Source organism: Rhodosalinus sediminis (assembly GCF_003385555.1).
GTDB classification, from domain to species: Bacteria; Pseudomonadota; Alphaproteobacteria; order Rhodobacterales; family Rhodobacteraceae; genus Rhodosalinus; species Rhodosalinus sediminis.
The window spans coordinates 92,497-109,393 of record NZ_QOHR01000004.1; the positions used below are offsets into that span (position 1 = coordinate 92,497).

A 16,897-nucleotide genomic window follows, 5' to 3' on the forward strand; every position below is an offset into this window, starting at 1 on the left:
GACGGCCCGGTTATCCGCCGGGCCGCGGGACCAGAGGGAAGAGGACACCGATGCGCCTGATCGCCGCCGTCGCGCTCGCGCTCGTCACGGCCGCCGCCGCGCTCGCCGAGAGCCGGCTCGAGACGCTCGACACCGGCGAGAAGAGCCGCGGCTGGGAGGCGGTCGGCCGGCTCGACATGGGCGGCACCGGCTTCTGCACCGGCGCGCTGATCGCGCCGGACCTCGTGCTGACGGCGGCGCATTGCCTCTACGACAAGACCAGCGGCGCACGCCACGACCTCGGCGCGATCACCTTCCTCGCGGGGTGGCGCCACGGCCGGGCGGAGGCCTACCGCGCGGTGCGCCGCGCCGTCGCGCATCCGGACTACGTCTTCCAGAGCGAGACGGGGCCGCTGCGCGTGAAGAACGACGTGGCGCTCCTGGAACTCGCGCGCCCGATCCGCAACACGACCGTGATCCCCTTCGCCACGGGGCGCCGGCCGGGTCCCGGCGCGCGGATCGGCGTCGTCTCCTACGCGCGCGACCGCGCGGAGGCCCCCGCGATGCAGGAAGTCTGCGCCGTCGAGGCGGAACAGTCCGGCGTGCTGGTGATGGACTGCGAGGTGGATTTCGGCGCCTCCGGCGCGCCGGTCTTCAGCTTCGGCCCCGAGGGGCGGCGCATCGTCTCGGTGGTCAGCGCCAAGGCGGAAATGGCCGGCCGCAAGGTCGCGCTCGGCACCGCGCTCGAGGGGCCGCTCGCCCTCCTTCAGGCCGAGCTCGCCGCCGGGCGCGGCCACGGGATGGAGGAGAGCGCGCCCCGCGTCCGCCGCCTCGGCGCGGGCGAGCGGTCGGACGACCTCGGCGCGAAATTCGTCACGCCGGAGTGAGCGCGCCGCCGTCTTGAAAGGCGGCGCAGCGGTTCCCAGATCGACGTCGGTCGCGGGGCGCCGCCACGGGCCCCGCGGCCACGCATCGCCCGTCCCATGGGGGAGGGCGCGACCAGGTATCGCTCAAAGGAGGATGACCATGCGTAGCTACGATCTCGCACCGCTTTACCGCGCCACCGTCGGCTTCGACCGGTTCGCCGACATGATGGACCGGGTGCTGGCCAGCGACGTGAGCCAGCCGACCTATCCGCCCTACAACATCGAGAAGACCGACGAGAACGCCTACCGCATCTCGATCGCGGTGGCCGGCTTCGCCGCCGACGACCTGTCGGTCGAGGTCAAGGAGAACCAGCTCGTCGTCTCGGCGCGCAAGGCCGAGGAGGACGAGGGCCGCACCTACCTGCACCGCGGCATCGCCACCCGCGCCTTCGAGCGGCGCTTCCACCTCGCCGACCACGTGCGCGTGACCGGGGCGAGCCACGCCGACGGGATGCTCCACATCGACCTCGAGCGCGAGATCCCCGAGGCGCTGAAGCCGCGCCGCATCGCGATCACCAAGGCCGAGGACGCCGGCACCGAGACCGACGTGGTCGACGCGAAGACCGTGAACTGATCGGCCGCCGCCGGCGCGGCACCGGGCACCCTCCCCGCGCGGGGAGGGTGTTTTCATGCGATCAGCCGGCGAAGACGCGCGAGGGGTGCAGCTCGCCCCCCTTGTAGCGCCCGACGGCGATGGCGCGGCCCTCGGCCTCGGCCCAGCACTCCTCGCCGTATTCGAGGCCCTGCGCGATCACGGTCGCCGGGTTGCCGTTGCGCAGGCGGCCGACGCTCTCGGCCGGGGCGCGCACCTTGGGCAGCTCGCCGAGCCCCGCCTCGAGCGGCAGGAGCGTCGCGTCGAGCTCCGGCGTGCCCCTGAGCGCCTCGACCTCCGCGAGCGTGACGGCCTCCCCGGTGGTGAAGGGCCCCGACCAGGTGCGGCGCAGCTCCGTGACGTGGCCGAGACAGCCCAGCGCCTCGCCCAGATCGCGCGCCACGGCGCGCACGTAGCCGCCCTTGCCGCAGACCATCTCGAGGACGGCGTGATCCGCGTCGGGCCGGTCGAGCAGGACGAGCGACTCGACCCAGAGCGGCCGCGCCGCGAGCTCTGTCGCCTCGCCCTTCCGCGCGAGCGCATAGGCCCGCGCGCCGTCCACGCGCACCGCGGAATAGGCCGGCGGCACCTGCATGATCTCGCCGACGAAACCGTGCAGCGCCTCCTTCACGTCCGCGTCGGAGGGGCGCTCGTCGTGCTCGGCGGTCACCCGGCCCTCGGCGTCGTCGGTCTCGGTCGCCTGCCCGAACCGCACGGTGAAGACATAGGCCTTCAGCGCGTCGGTCACGTAGGGCACCGTCTTGGTCGCCTCGCCCAGCGCCACGGCGAGCACCCCCGTCGCCGCCGGGTCGAGCGTGCCGGCGTGCCCGGCCTTCTTCGCGTCGAACGCGCGGCGCACCATGTTGACCACATCGGTCGAGCCCGTGCCCGCGGGCTTGTCCACCACCAGCCAGCCGGAAATGTCGCGCCCCTTGCGCCGCCGTGCCATGCCTCGCCTCGTCGCTGCCTCCGGAAAGGTCGTGGCAGGTAAAGCCTCCCGCCGCGCCCGTCAATCCACGGCTGGACAGGCGCGCGGCCGGCCCCTATCCCCACGGCCCATGTCCGAGGACTACGCGCCCCCCCAGGAGCCGCTGGCGATCCTGCACGCCGACCACGAGATCGTCGTGGTCGACAAGCCCGCGGGCCTCCTCTCCGTGCCGGGCCGCGGCGCGCATCTCGCCGACTGCCTGCTCGCCCGGGTGCAGGCGGCCTTCCCCGAGGCGCTGCTGGTGCACCGGCTGGACCGCGACACCTCGGGCGTCATGGTCTTCGCGCTGACGCGGCCTGCGCAGCGCAACCTCGGGCTCCAGTTCGAGCGCCGCAAGGTGAAGAAGACCTACGTCGCCCGCGTCGCCGGGACGCTCGGCGAGGACCGCGGCGAGGTCGCGCTGCCGCTGATCGTCGACTGGCCCAACCGCCCGAAACAGAAGGTCTGCCCCGAGACCGGAAAGCCCGCGCTGACCCGCTGGCGCGTGCAGCGCCGGGGCGCCGAGGAGACGCGGGTCAAGCTGATGCCCGAGACCGGGCGCAGCCACCAGCTCCGCGTGCACATGGCCGAGATCGGCCACCCCATCCTCGGCGATCCCTTCTACGCGGAGGGCACCGCGCGGGATCACCCGCGCATGATGCTTCACTCCGAGGAGCTGCGCCTGCACCACCCGGACGGCGGCGCGGGCACGAGTTTCCGCGCGCCGCCGCCCTTCTGAGGCGCGCGGCGGCCGCGGCGGAGGGGGCGCTGCCCCCTCTTGGCCTTCGGCCAATTCACCCCCGGGATATTTGCGCCAAGATGATGGGCCGGGCGATCCTCTGCCTGTCATCACCTTGGATCAAATACTCCAGGGGGTGAGGCCCGGACCGGGCCGAGGGGGGCAGCGCCCCCCTGATCGCACGAAGTGCCAGAGAGCGTGCGGCCGACAGGCCGCGCCGCATGGTCAGTGGAGGCGGGCTTGCGTGACGTGGCGCGCGGCGCGATGCTTGGATGCGTATGGCGGGAGGATGGAGATGACGTCACCGGATCTCGCGCGGGTTGTCGCGCAGGGCGCGGGGCGCGCGCCGGCGGATCTCGTGCTGCGCGGGGGGCGGGTTCTGGACGTCGTGACCGGCGCGCTGCTCGAGGGGGATGTCGCGATCTGCGGCGACCGGATCGTGGGCACCTGCGCCGACTACGAGGGGCGCGTGGTCGAGGATGTCTCCGGGCTCGTGCTCGTGCCGGGCTTCATCGACGCGCATCTTCACGTCGAGAGCTCCATGGTCACGCCCTTCGAGTTCGACCGGTGCGTGACGCCGCGCGGGGTCACGACGGCGATCTGCGATCCGCACGAGATCGCCAACGTCGCCGGGCGCGAGGGCCTCCGCTATTTCCTCGAGGCGGCGGAGCGGACGGTCACGGACCTGCGCGTGAACCTGTCCTCCTGCGTGCCGGCGACGGCGATGGAGACCTCGGGCGCGCGGCTGGAGGCGGGCGATCTGGCCGGGTTCATGGATCATCCGAAGGTCATCGGGCTCGCCGAGATGATGAACTATCCCGGCGTCGTCGCGGGCGATCCCGGCGTGCTCGCCAAGCTGGAGCTCTTCCGCGGCCGGCACGTGGACGGGCATGCGCCGCTTCTCTCGGGGCGTGACCTGAACGCTTATATCGCCGCCGGCATCCGCACCGAGCACGAGGCCACCACGGCGGCGGAGGCGCGGGAGAAGCTCGCCAAGGGGATGCGCGTGCTGATCCGGGAGGGCTCGGTTTCCAAGGATCTCGCCGCGCTCCTGCCGCTTCTGACCGAGCGGCTGGCGCCCTGGCTCGCCTTCTGCACCGACGATCGCAATCCGCTCGACATCGCGGAGGAGGGGCATCTCGATCACATGATCCGCACGGCGATCGCGGGGGGCGCGCCGCCGCTCGCGGTCTATCGCGCCGCCTCGCTCTCGGCGGCGGAGGCCTTCGGGCTGACGGATCGCGGGCAGATCGCGCCGGGCAAGCGCGCGGACATCGTGGCGCTCTCCTCGCTCGAGGAGTGCCGGGCGGCGCGCGTCTGGTGCGGGGGCGTGGAGGCGACCGAGGCCGCCTTCGCCGCGCGGGGCACGCTCGCGCCGGTGGCGCGCGACAGCGTCCGCGCGCCGCGGGTGACGGCGGAGCGGTTCCGCTGCGAGGGCTCGGATGCTGCGACGCCGGTGATCGGCGTGCGCGCGGGTACGATCCTGACGGAGCATCTGACCGAGGCGATCGCGCCGGACGGGGGCGACAAGCGCCCCGATCCGGCGCGCGATCTCGCGCGGATCGCGGTGGTGGAGCGCCACGGGATCAACGGCAATGTCGCGACCGGAGTCGTGCGTGGCTTCGGCATCGGGCGCGGCGCGATCGCGGCGACCGTCGCGCATGACCACCACAACATCGTCTGCGTCGGCGTCGATTACGCCGACATGGCCGTCGCGGTGAACCGTCTGTCCGAGATCGAGGGCGGCTTCGTCGTGGCCGAGGCCGGGGCGGTCACGGCGGAGCTCGCGCTGGAGATCGGCGGCCTGATGAGCCTCGCGCCCTTCGAGGCGGTGCACGCCCGGCTCGTGGAGCTGCGGGCGGCGGCGAAGGCGCTCGGCGTGACGCTGGAGGAGCCCTTCCTGCAGCTCGCCTTCGTGGCGCTGCCGGTGATCCCGCATCTGAAGATCACCGATCACGGGCTGGTGGACGTGGACCGCTTCGCGGTGATCAGCGCAGGGTGACGGCGGTCTCCAGCCGCGCGATCTCCGCGCCGTCGCGGGTGAGGGTGACCGTCCCGCGGTAGCGGCCCGCGGGCCAGCCGGCGGCGGGGCGGCGCGTGCCGGCGGCGCGGAAGAGTTGCGCGCGGGCGCGCTCGATCCGGGCGGTGTGATCGATCACCTCGCCCTGCGGGCCCTCGATGCGCAGCGCGACGACGTCGCCGGCCCGCGCGCCGAAGGCGAAACCGTAGAGCACGAGCGCCCCCGCGTCGCGCGGCAGCGCGTCCCGCGCGGCGGTCCCGGCCTTGACGGCGGCGTAATCGGGCACGTCCGGCGCGAAGCCCGCATCGAGCAGGCCGCCGGGCCGGTAGGGCGGCGGCGCGGCCCAGAGCGCGTCTTCCGCCGCCGCGCCGCAGCGCGTGTCGCCGGAGGGGGCGAAGGGATCGACGGGCGCGCCGTCGCGGCGCACGATGAACTCCACATGCGGGAACTCCGTGCGGCCGCTGAGCCCGACCGCCCCGAGGCGGTCGCCGCGGGCCACGCGGTCGCCGGGGGCGACGGCGATGGAGCCGCGGGCGAGGTGGCAGTACTGCGTTTCCCAGCCGTCGCCGTGGCGGAGGGCCACGCCGTTGCCGCAGCCGCGCCCCTCGAGCGCGGCGGCGTCGGTCTCGGACGCGAGGCGGTCGGGCATCCCGTCGCGCACGGCGCGCACGGTGCCCGGCGCGGCGGCGGTGACCGGGACGCGGGCGGCGAGATCGGCGCGCGTGGGCAGGGCGAAATCGGTGCCGGTGTGGCCGTCGTAGGAGAGCGGGCCGCAGGCGTAATCCTCGGCGGCGGGGCCGGGATCGTGATCGACGTATTGCTGGATGTAACAGCCCATCCCCTCCGGACAGTCGAGGGGGAGGGAGACCTGCGGCGCCCCCGCGGCCGGCAGGGCCGCGGGGGCGAGACAGAGGGCGAGCGCGAGCGCCCGCCGGCGCATCAGTCGGCCGTCAGGAGCGGCGGCTTCTTCGACGAGAGGCGCGGCTTCGGCGTGCTCTCGATCTGCAGGTCAAGCTCGCCGTCCTTCACGGCGACGCGGACCACCCCGCCCTTGGCGAGCTTGCCGAAGAGCAGCTCCTCGGCGAGCGGCTTCTTGATGTTCTCCTGGATCACGCGGCCGAGCGGGCGGGCGCCCATCTTGTCGTCGTAGCCCCGTTCGGCGAGCCACTCGGCGGCCGATTCGGTGAGCTCGATGGTGACGTTGCGATCCATGAGCTGCGCCTCGAGCTGGAGCACGAACTTCTCGACCACCTGCAGGATGACCTCCTTCGGCAGGGCGCCAAAGCTGATCACCGCGTCGAGGCGGTTGCGGAACTCCGGCGTGAAGGTCCGCTCGATCGCGGCCTGATCCTCGCCCTCGCGGCGGTCGCGGCCGAAGCCGACGGCGGCCTGCGCCTGTTCGATGGCGCCGGCGTTGGAGGTCATGATCAGGATCACGTTGCGGAAGTCCACCTGACGGCCGTTGTGATCGGTGAGCGTGCCGTGGTCCATCACCTGCAGGAGGACGTTGAAGACGTCCGGGTGCGCCTTCTCGATCTCGTCGAGCAGGAGCACGCAGTGCGGGTGCTGGTCCACGCCGTCGGTCAGGAGCCCGCCCTGATCGAAGCCGACGTAGCCCGGCGGCGCGCCGATCAGGCGCGAGACGGCGTGCTTCTCCATGTACTCCGACATGTCGAAGCGCAGGAGCTCCACCCCGAGGGTGTCGGCGAGCTGCTTGGCCACCTCGGTCTTGCCGACGCCGGTGGGGCCGGCGAAGAGGTAGTTGCCGATCGGCTTGTCGGGCTCGCGCAGCCCCGCGCGGGCGAGCTTGATCGAGCTCGAGAGCGCCTCGATCGCGGTGTCCTGCCCGAAGACCACGCGCTTGAGCGTGCCCTCGAGATCCTTGAGCACCTCGGCGTCGTCCTTGGAGACGTTCTTGGGCGGGATGCGCGCGATCTTGGCGACGACGCCCTCGATCTCCTTCTGGCCGATGGTCTTGCGCCGCTTCGATTCGGCCACGAGGTGCTGCGCCGCGCCGGCCTCGTCGATGACGTCGATCGCCTTGTCGGGAAGCTTCCGGTCGGTGATGTAGCGCGCGCTGAGCTCCACCGCCGTCTTGATCGCGTCGGTGGTGTATTTCACCGCGTGGTGCTTCTCGAAGTAGGGCTTGAGGCCCTTCAGGATCTTCACCGCGTCGTCGACGGTCGGCTCGGTCACGTCGATCTTCTGGAAGCGGCGGCTGAGCGCGCGGTCCTTCTCGAAGTGCTGGCGGAACTCTTTGTAGGTGGTGGAGCCCATGGTGCGCAGCTTGCCGCCCTGCAGCGCGGGCTTCAGCAGGTTGGAGGCGTCCATCGCGCCGCCCGAGGTGGCGCCGGCGCCGATCACGGTGTGGATCTCGTCGATGAAGAGGACGCCGTCCTGATGCTCCTCGAGCTCCTGGACGACGGCCTTCAGCCGCTCCTCGAAGTCGCCGCGGTAGCGCGTGCCGGCGAGCAGGGCGCCCATGTCGAGCGCGTAGATCGTCGTGCCCTTGAGCACCTCGGGCGTCTCGCCCTTGACGATCTTGCGCGCGAGCCCCTCGGCGATGGCGGTCTTGCCGACGCCGGGATCGCCCACGAGCAGCGGGTTGTTCTTGCGCCGGCGGCAGAGCACCTGGATGCAGCGCTCGACCTCGGTGTCGCGGCCGATCAGCGGGTCCACGTCGCCCTCGCGCGCCTTGGCGTTGAGGTCGACGCAGTACTTGCCGAGGGCCGATTCCTTCTGATCGGCGGGCTCGGAGGCGGCCTGCGCCTCCTCCTCCTGCTGTTCGCTGGCGCCGGTGACCGGGCGGCTCTCGCCGTAGGCCGGGTTCTTGGCGACGCCGTGCGCGATGAAGTTCACCGCGTCGTAGCGCGTCATGTCCTGTTCCTGCAGGAAAAAGGCGGCGTTCGACTCGCGCTCGGCGAAGATGGCGACGAGGACGTTGGCGCCCGTCACCTCCGTCCGGCCGGAGCTCTGGACGTGGATCGCGGCGCGCTGGATTACCCGCTGGAAGGCGGTGGTCGGCACGGCCTCCGATCCCTCGACGTCGGTGACGAGGTTCGCGAGCTCCTCGTCGATGAAGTCCACGAGGGTTCCGCGCAGCTCCTCGGTGTCGACGTTGCAGGCCTTGAGCACCTTGGAGGCCTCGGGCTCGTCGACGAGCGCGAGCAGCAGATGCTCGAGCGTGGCAAATTCATGCGACCGCGAGTTCGCCAGCGCCAGCGCGGAGTGAATGGCCTGTTCCAGCGTTGTCGAGAAAGACGGCACGGGTGTGCTCCTCTGGTCTGGGTCGGGCGGGGCGGCGCCCCGTCGACCATGGGCTCATAGTGTTAAAGTTTGGTCGAAGACGGGCGGTCTTCAAGAACTTTCTTCTGTCCGAGTGTCACATCGGGGCGATCGGGGGGCGCGTCCGCCGCGTGGGGGCTCAGAAATCGTCCTTGCGCCGGCGCACCGCCGCGAAGACGTCGCGGGCCGGCGCGTCGGGCAGGCCGACGGTATCCCGGATCTCGGCGCTTTCGGGGCGCAGGAAGGGGTTCGTCTCCAGCTCGAGCGCGAGTTGCGAGGGCACGGTGGGCCGGCCGTCGGCGCGGGCCGCTTCGCTCGCGTCGATACGAGAGATAAGGCGGGCGTTGCCCGGTTCAACGGAGCGCGCGAAGTTTCCGTTGGCCAGCGTGTACTCGTGGCCGGAGTAGATCATCGTCTCCGGGGGCAGGGCGGCGAGCTTCGAGAGGCTGTCCCACATCTGCGCCATGGTGCCTTCGAAGACCCGCCCGCAGCCGAAGGCCATGAGGCTGTCGGCGGTGAAGGCCGCGCGGCTCGCGGGGAAATGAAACGCGATGTGGCCGACGGTGTGGCCCGGCACCTCGATCACCGTCCCGCGCTCGGCGCCGATCTCGACGGTGTCACCCTCGCGCACCGCCACGTCGAGCGGCGGCAGGCGGTGCGCGTCGGCGGCGGCGCCCACGACGCGGGGCGAGACGCGCTCGGAGAGCGCGCCGAGCCCCTGGACGTGATCGGCGTGGTGATGCGTCAGCAGCACCATGTCGGCGCGCCAGCCCCGCGTCTCGAGCGCGGCGAGGATCGGCGCCGCCTCCGGCACGTCCACGACCGCGGTGGTGCCGGTCTCCGGATCGTGCGCGAGAAAGGCGTAGTTGTCCGACAGGCAGGGCACCGTGACGATCTCGAGGGGCATGGCGTTTCGGTCCTCCGTTGCTATGCTCGCCGCAGCTTGGCCGATCCGCCCGGGGGGCCGCAATGCATCTGGACGTGCAGGACCTCAGAGAGTTCTACTATCGGCGCGCGCTCGGCCGGGCGGCGCAGGCCGCCGTGCGCGGCCGGCTCACCGCCCTCTGGCCGGAGGCGAAGGGGCGGACCGTGGCGGGCTTCGGCTTCGCCGTGCCGCTGCTGCGCCCCTATCTCGGGGAGGCGCGGCGCGTCGTGGCGCTGATGCCGGGGCCGCAGGGGGTGATGTCCTGGCCGGCGGGGATGCCCAACGTCTCGGTCCTCTGCGAGGAGACGCTCTGGCCGCTCGAGACGGGGCACGTCGACCGTCTGATCGTGATGCACGGGCTCGAGACCTCGGAGCGGCCCGCGGCGCTTCTGGAGGAGGCGCGGCGCGTTCTGGGGCCCGGTGGGCGGGCGATGTTCATCGTGCCCAACCGCGCGGGCCTCTGGTCGCGGTCGGACGCGACGCCCTTCGGCTACGGCCGGCCCTATTCGCTCGGCCAGCTCGAGGCGCTGCTCACGGCGCATGACTTCGTGCCCGAGCGCCACGCCGCGGCGCTCTTCCAGCCGCCGACGGCGCGGCGCTTCTGGATGAAGTCCGGCCCGATGTGGGAGCGGCTGGGTCGCCGGATGCACACGGTGCTCGCCGGCGGCGTGCTCCTCGTGGAGGCCGCCACCCGCGCCCCGGCACGTCCGGGCGGCTTGCGCGAGCGCGCGCCGCAACGGGCGGGGGCCCTCGCGCCGGAGGCGCGGCCTGCTTGAGCGCGCCGGAGGCGCGGCCTGCTTGAGCGCGCCGGAGGCGCGGCCTGCTTGACGTGGCCGGAGACGCGGCCTGCTTGACGTTGCCGAGGGCGTGCGCCGCGTGAAGGTCCCCCGAAAGCCCCCCCGCCCGACGCTGCGGGACGTGTGGCCGGCCTGACGGCGCGGCGGTCTCGCTTGCACGGCCTCGTGGCCGGCGCGACGGGCGCTTTTCCCTCGCGGGATGCCGCAGGGGCAGGCGTGGCGCGCGGGCCGCACGCCGCGGTGCCGAAAGCGGCGGGTCTGGGGAGTTGCCCGGCGTGAAAGCCTCTGCTACACGCACCTCGATTTTGCGGCTCGGCGCCCGGCCGGGCGCCACAACGCCCCCGGGCGGCACCTCCCGTGTCGCGTGCCGGGGCATCAGAGCGGAAGGGTGGACGTGTCCGAATCTGCTTCGATTTCCTCCGGCATCGCCGCGCGCTATGCCACCGCCATCTTCGAGCTCGCGCGCGAGAGCGACGCGCTCGACGCGCTCGAGCGCGGGGTGGACGATCTTGGCGCCGCGCTCGAGGCGAGCGCCGATCTGCGTGACCTGATCGCCTCGCCGGTCTACACGCGCGACGACCAGAAAGCCGCGATCCTCGCCGTCGCCGAGAAGATGGGTCTGCCCGCCGCGCTGCGCAACGCGCTCGGCCTGATGGCGGAGAAGCGGCGGCTCTTCGTGCTGCCGTCGCTCGTCGCGCAGCTGCGCGAGCGCATCGCGCGCCACAAGGGCGAGGTCACCGCCGACGTCACCTCGGCGCAGCCGCTGAGCGACGCGCAGACGAAGAAGCTGGCCGAGACGCTGCGCGCGCGCATCGGCCAGGACGTGAAGATCAATGCCGCCGTCGATGAAAGCCTCATCGGCGGCCTCGTCGTGAAGGTGGGCTCCGTGATGATCGACAGCTCGGTCCGCGCGCGCCTCGCCGCTCTCCAGAACGCAATGAAAGAGGTCGGATAGATGGGTATCCAAGCTGCCGAGATCTCGGCGATCCTGAAGGAACAGATCAAGTCCTTCGGCGAGGAAGCCGAGGTGGCCGAGGTCGGCCGCGTCCTCTCCGTGGGCGACGGCATCGCCCGCGTGCACGGCCTCGACAGCATCCAGGCCGGCGAGATGGTCGAGTTTCCGGGCGGCATCCGCGGCATGGCGCTCAACCTCGAGGCGGACAACGTCGGTGTCGTGATCTTCGGCTCCGACCGCGACATCGGCGAGGGCGACGTCGTCAAGCGCACCAACGCGATCGTGGACGTGCCCGTGGGAGACGCCCTGCTCGGCCGTGTGGTGGACGCGCTCGGCCAGCCGATCGACGGCAAAGGCGAGATCGAGGGCGCCGAGCGCCGTGTCGCCGACGTCAAGGCGCCCGGCATCATCCCGCGCAAGTCGGTGCACGAGCCGATGGCGACCGGCCTCAAGGCGATCGACGCCATGATCCCGATCGGCCGCGGCCAGCGCGAGCTCATCATCGGCGACCGCCAGACCGGCAAGACCGCCGTGGCGCTCGACGCGATGCTCAACCAGAAGAGCTACAACGACGCCGCCGGCGACGACGAGTCGAAGAAGCTCTACTGCGTCTACGTCGCCGTCGGGCAGAAGCGCTCGACCGTCGCGCAGCTCGTCAAGAAGCTCGAGGAGAGCGGCGCGATGGAATACTCCATCGTGGTCGCGGCGACGGCCTCCGAATCGGCGCCGATGCAGTATCTCGCGCCCTACGCCGCCTGCGCCATGGCCGAATACTTCCGCGACAACGGCCGCCACGCGCTCATCACCTTCGACGATCTCTCCAAGCAGGCCGTGGCCTACCGCCAGATGTCGCTCCTGCTGCGCCGCCCGCCGGGCCGCGAGGCCTTCCCGGGCGACGTGTTCTACCTGCACTCGCGCCTTCTGGAGCGTGCGGCGAAGCTGAACGAGGACAACGGCGCCGGCTCGCTCACCGCGCTGCCCATCATCGAGACGCAGGCCGGCGACATCTCGGCTTTCATCCCGACGAACGTGATCTCGATTACCGACGGGCAGATCTTCCTCGAGACGGACCTCTTCTATCAGGGCGTGCGCCCGGCCGTGAACACCGGCCTCTCGGTGAGCCGGGTGGGCTCCTCGGCGCAGACGGCGGCGATGAAATCGGTCGCCGGCTCGCTGAAGCTCGAGCTCGCGCAGTACCGCGAGATGGCCGCCTTCGCGCAGTTCGGCTCGGACCTCGACGCGGCGACGCAGAAGCTGCTGAACCGCGGCGCGCGCCTGACCGAGCTCCTGAAGCAGCCGCAGTATTCGCCGCTCACCAACGCCGAGATCGTCGCGGTGATCTTCGCGGGCACGAACGGCTATCTCGACGACCTCAAGGTGGACGACGTGAGCCGCTTCGAGGAGGGGCTGCTCAAGCACCTGCGCGGCAAGCGCAAGGACATTCTCGACTGGATCGCCGACGAGGACCCCAAGATCAAGGGCGAGGCCGCCGACAAGCTGAAGGCCGCGATCGACGAATACGCGAAAGACTTCAGCTGACCTGATCCCCAGGGACAAAGGACCAAGGCCACATGCCGAGCCTCAAGGACCTCAAGAACCGGATCGAGTCGGTCAAGTCGACCCGGAAGATCACCAAGGCCATGCAGATGGTCGCGGCGGCCAAGCTCCGCCGCGCCCAGGAAGCCGCCGAGATGTCGCGCCCCTACGCCGAGCGGTTCGCCGCCGTCATGGGCCAGCTCGCGGCGAGCGTGGGCGACAGCGACACGGCGCCGAAGCTGCTGACCGGCACGGGCCGCGATCAGACCCACCTGCTGGTGGTGATGACCGCGGAGCGCGGGCTCTGCGGCGGCTTCAACGCTAACATCGCGAAGCTCGCGCGCCAGAAGGCCGAGGCGCTGGTCGCGGAGGGCAAGACCGTCCGCATCCTGACCGTCGGCAAGAAGGGGCGTGACGCGCTCCGCCGCGACTGGAGCGAGCATTTCGTGGGCCACGTCGACCTCTCCGAGGTCAAGCGCGTGGGCTACGGCGACGCGCAGCGCATCGCCAAGGACGTGCTCGACCGCTTTGATGCGGAGGAGTTCGACGTCGCCACGATCTTCTTCTCGCGCTTCCAGAACGTCGTGACGCAGATCCCGACGGCGACGCAGATCATCCCGGCGCAGTTCGACGCGCCGGAGGACGACGGCGCGACGACGCTCTACGACTACGAACCGGGGGAGGAGGAGATCCTCGCGGAGCTGCTGCCCAAGGGCGTGGCGACGCAGATCTTCTCGGCCCTTCTGGAGAACGGCGCGTCCGAACAGGGCGCGCGGATGAGCGCGATGGACAACGCGACGCGCAACGCGGGCGAAATGATCGACAAGCTGACGATCGAGTACAACCGCTCGCGTCAGGCCGCGATCACCAACGAGCTCATCGAGATCATCTCGGGCGCCGAGGCGCTTTAACCGAACCGGAGACGAAACATGGCGAAAGCGAAAGGCAAAGTGACGCAGGTCATCGGCGCCGTGGTCGACGTGGAGTTCGACGACCATCTGCCCGAGATCCTGAACGCGCTCGAGACCGACAACAACGGCCGCCGGCTGGTGCTCGAGGTGGCGCAGCACCTCGGCGAGAGCACGGTGCGCACCATCGCGATGGACGCGACCGAGGGCCTCGTCCGCGGGCAGGAGGTGACCGACACCGACGGCCCGATCACCATGCCGGTGGGCGACGCGACGCTCGGCCGCATCATGAACGTCGTCGGCGAGGCGATCGACGAGCGCGGCCCGGTCGAATCCGCCGAGACCCGCCCGATCCACGCCTCGGCGCCCGAGTTCGTCGACCAGTCGACCGAGTCCGAGATCCTCGTCACCGGCATCAAGGTGATCGACCTGCTCGCGCCCTACTCCAAGGGCGGCAAGATCGGCCTCTTCGGCGGCGCCGGCGTCGGCAAGACGGTTCTGATCCAGGAGCTCATCAACAACATCGCCAAGGTGCACTCGGGCTACTCGGTCTTCGCCGGCGTTGGCGAGCGCACCCGCGAGGGCAACGACCTCTACTACGAGTTCATGGAATCCGGCGTCATCGACGAGAACGACCTGTCGAAGTCCAAGGTCTCCCTCGTCTACGGCCAGATGAACGAGCCGCCGGGCGCCCGCGCCCGCGTCGCGCTCTCGGGCCTGACGCTCGCCGAGCAGTTCCGCGACCAGTCGGGGACGGACGTGCTGTTCTTCGTGGACAACATCTTCCGCTTCACGCAGGCGGGCTCCGAGGTCTCGGCGCTTCTGGGCCGCATCCCCTCGGCCGTGGGTTACCAGCCGACGCTCTCCACCGACATGGGCGCGCTGCAGGAGCGGATCACCTCGACGCGCTCGGGCTCGATCACCAGCGTTCAGGCGATCTACGTGCCCGCGGACGACCTGACCGACCCGGCGCCGGCGACCTCCTTCGCGCACCTCGACGCGACGACGGTTCTCAGCCGCGCGATCTCCGAGCTCGGCATCTACCCGGCGGTCGACCCGCTCGACTCCACCTCGCGGATGCTCGACCCGGCGATCGTCGGCGAGGAGCACTACCAGGTGGCGCGCGACGTGCAGAACATCCTCCAGCGCTACAAGGCCCTGCAGGACATCATCGCCATTCTCGGCATGGACGAGCTCTCGGAAGAGGACAAGCTCACCGTGGCGCGGGCGCGCAAGATCCAGCGCTTCCTCAGCCAGCCGTTCGACGTGGCCGAGGTCTTTACCGGCTCGCCGGGCGTGCAGGTGCCGCTCGAGGACACGATCGCCTCGTTCAAGGCCGTGGTCGCGGGTGAATACGACCACCTGCCCGAGGGCGCCTTCTACATGGTTGGCGGCATCGAGGAGGCCAAGGCCAAGGCCGAGAAGATGGCGGCGGAAGCGGCCTGAGCCCGATGACCCCGCGCCCCGGCCCGTGCCGGGGCGCTTCCCCTGAGGAGAGCCCATGGCTGACACGATGCAGTTCGATCTCGTGAGCCCCGAGCGCCGGCTGGCCTCGATGGCGGTGACCGAGGTGGATATCCCCGGCGTCGAGGGCGACATGACGGCGATGCCCGGCCACACGCCCACCATCACCACGCTCCGCCCCGGCCTCGTCCGGGCGCGCGGCGGCGAGGGAGAGGGCGACTACGTCGTCACTGGTGGCTTCGCCGAGATCGGCGCCGAGGGCATCACGGTACTCGCCGAGCGCGCGATCCCGCGCGGCGAGATGACCCAAGCCCATCTCGACGAGATGATCGCCGAGGCGAAGGCCGCGCGCGACCGCGCGAAGGAGGCCTACCCGAACGAGCCCGGCCCGGTGGACGACGCCGCCCGGCTGCTCGAGGACATGGTGGCCGTCGGCTCGCACATCGGGCTCGACCCGAAGCAGGCGAGCCTCTGAGCCCACCGTCCCCGCGACGCGACAAGGCCCCGCCGGTGCGGGGCCTTTTTCGTTGTCGAGGCGAGGGGGGTCGTCCCCTGCAATCCGGTAACGCCGATGCCGGACGTGCGGGCCGGCGCTCGCCGTTGCGCGCGCAGGGCCCCGTGCCGCGCAGCGCCGGCGCGGCGCCAAGCGGTTTCGAAACCGCTTGACCGCGCGGCGCCGCGCGGTCGCCCGGCAGGGCCGTCAGTCCTTGAACTGGCCCTCGTAGAGCGGCTCCAGCATCTCGGTGTTGAAGAGCGAAGAGACCGAGGTGCCGTTCCAGATGTTCAGGATCGCCTGCGCGAAGACCGGCGCCGTGGGCACGATCCGGATGTTCGGCGCGCCCTGAACCGCCTCCGTCGGCGCGATCGTGTCGGTGATCACGAGGCTCTTCATCACCGAGTTGGTGATGCGCTCCACCGCCGGCCCCGAGAGCACGCCGTGGGTGATGTAGGCGTGCACCTCGCTGGCGCCGTTCTCCATCAGCACCTCCGCGGCCTTCACCAGCGTCCCGGCGGTGTCGCAGAGGTCGTCCACGATCAGGCAGCGCCGGTCCTGCACGTCGCCGATCACCGTCATGCCGGCGACCTCGCCCGCCTTCTCGCGGCGCTTGTCCACGATGGCGAGCTGCCCGCCGATCCGCGTGGCGAGTTCGCGCGCGCGCGCCACGCCGCCCACGTCGGGCGAGACGACCGTGACCTCGTCCAGATGCCCCTCGAAGCGCTCCTTGATGTCGAGCGCGAAGACCGGCGCGGCGTAGAGGTTGTCGACGGGGATGTCGAAGAAGCCCTGGATCTGCGCGGCGTGCAGGTCCATCGTCAGCACCCGCTCGATCCCGGCGCCCACCATCATGTTGGCGACCAGCTTCGACGAGATCGGCGTGCGCGCCTTGGTGCGCCGGTCCTGACGGGCGTAGCCGAAATAGGGGATCACGGCGGTGATCCGCGCCGCCGACGACCGGCGCAGCGCGTCGGTCATGATCAGGAGCTCCATCAGGTTGTCGTTCGCCGGGTTCGAGGTCGGCTGCACGATGAACATGTCCTCGCCGCGGACGTTCTCGAACACTTCGACGAAGATCTCGCCGTCGTTGAAGCGCTCGACGCGCGCGTCGACCAGATCGACGTTCATGCCGCGGTGCATCGACATGCGGCGGGCCATGGCGCGGGCGAGGGGAAGGTTTGCGTTGCCCGCGATCAGCTTGGGCTCGACGAGGGTGGGCATGTGGCGGAGGCTCCGTCCGAAGGAGGCGTAACAGATTCGTGACGTTGACACCGCTTAGCACGCGCCTAGGGTCGCGCAAACCCGAAC

15 protein-coding genes are annotated in these 16,897 nt (G+C 71.1%); 10 read left to right on the plus strand and 5 right to left on the minus strand.

Going from position 1 to position 16,897, the window contains the following annotated elements; translation table 11 throughout:
* The first annotated feature begins 50 nt into the window (after positions 1–50).
* Complete coding sequence (locus DRV84_RS05085) at positions 51–866, plus strand: trypsin-like serine peptidase (RefSeq protein WP_115978797.1); 816 nt, start codon at positions 51–53, stop codon at positions 864–866.
* 139 nt (positions 867–1,005) lie between these two features.
* On the plus strand, positions 1,006–1,479 hold the full coding sequence (locus tag DRV84_RS05090) for an Hsp20 family protein (RefSeq protein ID WP_115978798.1): 474 nt from the start codon (positions 1,006–1,008) through the stop codon (positions 1,477–1,479).
* 61 nt (positions 1,480–1,540) lie between these two features.
* Here the strand turns inward: DRV84_RS05090 and truB are convergent, their stop codons facing one another.
* A complete protein-coding gene (truB, locus tag DRV84_RS05095) occupies positions 1,541–2,446 on the minus strand; it encodes a tRNA pseudouridine(55) synthase TruB (RefSeq protein ID WP_115978799.1) in 906 nt (301 codons plus the stop codon).
* Positions 2,447–2,555: 109 nt separating this feature from the next.
* Between truB and DRV84_RS05100 the strand changes: the two genes are divergently transcribed.
* Together DRV84_RS05100 and ade are read left to right on the plus strand one after the other, a co-directional pair.
* Positions 2,556–3,203, plus strand: a complete 648-nt coding sequence (locus tag DRV84_RS05100; protein ID WP_115978800.1) for an RluA family pseudouridine synthase — start codon at positions 2,556–2,558, stop codon at positions 3,201–3,203.
* A gap of 295 nt (positions 3,204–3,498) precedes the next feature.
* Positions 3,499–5,205 (plus strand): adenine deaminase, encoded by a 1,707-nt coding sequence (ade, locus tag DRV84_RS05105; RefSeq protein ID WP_115978935.1) that lies wholly within the window; start codon positions 3,499–3,501, stop codon positions 5,203–5,205.
* Here ade and DRV84_RS05110 read toward each other — a convergent pair.
* From DRV84_RS05110 to gloB, 3 genes are all read right to left on the minus strand, one after another.
* Positions 5,192–6,163 (minus strand): M23 family metallopeptidase, encoded by a 972-nt coding sequence (locus tag DRV84_RS05110; protein WP_115978801.1) that lies wholly within the window; start codon positions 6,161–6,163, stop codon positions 5,192–5,194. The two genes, ade and DRV84_RS05110, sit on opposite strands and share 14 nt — an antisense overlap.
* On the minus strand, positions 6,163–8,490 hold the full coding sequence (gene clpA / locus DRV84_RS05115) for an ATP-dependent Clp protease ATP-binding subunit ClpA (protein ID WP_115978802.1): 2,328 nt from the start codon (positions 8,488–8,490) through the stop codon (positions 6,163–6,165). The genes DRV84_RS05110 and clpA overlap by 1 nt, the downstream gene beginning before the upstream one ends.
* A gap of 157 nt (positions 8,491–8,647) precedes the next feature.
* The gene (gene gloB, locus DRV84_RS05120) at positions 8,648–9,415 is read right to left on the minus strand and encodes a hydroxyacylglutathione hydrolase (RefSeq protein WP_115978803.1); all 768 of its coding nucleotides are present in this window, start codon (positions 9,413–9,415) and stop codon (positions 8,648–8,650) included.
* Positions 9,416–9,477: 62 nt separating this feature from the next.
* Between gloB and DRV84_RS05125 the strand changes: the two genes are divergently transcribed.
* From DRV84_RS05125 to DRV84_RS05150, 6 genes are all read left to right on the plus strand, one after another.
* The gene (locus tag DRV84_RS05125; protein ID WP_115978804.1) at positions 9,478–10,209 is read left to right on the plus strand and encodes a methyltransferase domain-containing protein; all 732 of its coding nucleotides are present in this window, start codon (positions 9,478–9,480) and stop codon (positions 10,207–10,209) included.
* A 415-nt stretch (positions 10,210–10,624) separates the two neighbouring features.
* Positions 10,625–11,185: a F0F1 ATP synthase subunit delta gene (locus DRV84_RS05130; protein ID WP_115978805.1), complete on the plus strand. Its 561-nt coding sequence runs from the start codon at positions 10,625–10,627 to the stop codon at positions 11,183–11,185.
* The gene (gene atpA / locus DRV84_RS05135; protein ID WP_115978806.1) at positions 11,186–12,724 is read left to right on the plus strand and encodes a F0F1 ATP synthase subunit alpha; all 1,539 of its coding nucleotides are present in this window, start codon (positions 11,186–11,188) and stop codon (positions 12,722–12,724) included.
* 32 nt (positions 12,725–12,756) lie between these two features.
* On the plus strand, positions 12,757–13,632 hold the full coding sequence (locus DRV84_RS05140; RefSeq protein ID WP_115978807.1) for a F0F1 ATP synthase subunit gamma: 876 nt from the start codon (positions 12,757–12,759) through the stop codon (positions 13,630–13,632).
* An 18-nt stretch (positions 13,633–13,650) separates the two neighbouring features.
* Complete coding sequence (gene atpD, locus DRV84_RS05145) at positions 13,651–15,075, plus strand: F0F1 ATP synthase subunit beta (protein ID WP_115978808.1); 1,425 nt, start codon at positions 13,651–13,653, stop codon at positions 15,073–15,075.
* A gap of 55 nt (positions 15,076–15,130) precedes the next feature.
* Positions 15,131–15,568, plus strand: coding sequence for a F0F1 ATP synthase subunit epsilon (locus DRV84_RS05150; RefSeq protein ID WP_115978809.1), 438 nt, complete (start codon positions 15,131–15,133; stop codon positions 15,566–15,568).
* A 225-nt stretch (positions 15,569–15,793) separates the two neighbouring features.
* Here DRV84_RS05150 and DRV84_RS05155 read toward each other — a convergent pair whose 3' ends face one another.
* Positions 15,794–16,810: a ribose-phosphate pyrophosphokinase gene (locus DRV84_RS05155; RefSeq protein WP_115978810.1), complete on the minus strand. Its 1,017-nt coding sequence runs from the start codon at positions 16,808–16,810 to the stop codon at positions 15,794–15,796.
* Positions 16,811–16,897 lie beyond the last annotated feature (87 nt).

Coding starts and splice junctions, on each gene's coding strand:
- DRV84_RS05140 (WP_115978807.1), top strand. CDS start 12,757: ATGCCGAGCCTCAAGGACCTCAAGAACCGGATCGAGTCGGTCAAGTCG.
- DRV84_RS05090 (WP_115978798.1), top strand. CDS start 1,006: ATGCGTAGCTACGATCTCGCACCGCTTTACCGCGCCACCGTCGGCTTC.
- DRV84_RS05155 (WP_115978810.1), bottom strand. CDS start 16,810: ATGCCCACCCTCGTCGAGCCCAAGCTGATCGCGGGCAACGCAAACCTT.
- DRV84_RS05100 (WP_115978800.1), top strand. CDS start 2,556: ATGTCCGAGGACTACGCGCCCCCCCAGGAGCCGCTGGCGATCCTGCAC.
- DRV84_RS05125 (WP_115978804.1), top strand. CDS start 9,478: ATGCATCTGGACGTGCAGGACCTCAGAGAGTTCTACTATCGGCGCGCG.
- atpA (WP_115978806.1), top strand. CDS start 11,186: ATGGGTATCCAAGCTGCCGAGATCTCGGCGATCCTGAAGGAACAGATC.
- atpD (WP_115978808.1), top strand. CDS start 13,651: ATGGCGAAAGCGAAAGGCAAAGTGACGCAGGTCATCGGCGCCGTGGTC.
- gloB (WP_115978803.1), bottom strand. CDS start 9,415: ATGCCCCTCGAGATCGTCACGGTGCCCTGCCTGTCGGACAACTACGCC.
- DRV84_RS05085 (WP_115978797.1), top strand. CDS start 51: ATGCGCCTGATCGCCGCCGTCGCGCTCGCGCTCGTCACGGCCGCCGCC.
- truB (WP_115978799.1), bottom strand. CDS start 2,446: ATGGCACGGCGGCGCAAGGGGCGCGACATTTCCGGCTGGCTGGTGGTG.
- DRV84_RS05110 (WP_115978801.1), bottom strand. CDS start 6,163: ATGCGCCGGCGGGCGCTCGCGCTCGCCCTCTGTCTCGCCCCCGCGGCC.
- DRV84_RS05150 (WP_115978809.1), top strand. CDS start 15,131: ATGGCTGACACGATGCAGTTCGATCTCGTGAGCCCCGAGCGCCGGCTG.
- ade (WP_115978935.1), top strand. CDS start 3,499: ATGACGTCACCGGATCTCGCGCGGGTTGTCGCGCAGGGCGCGGGGCGC.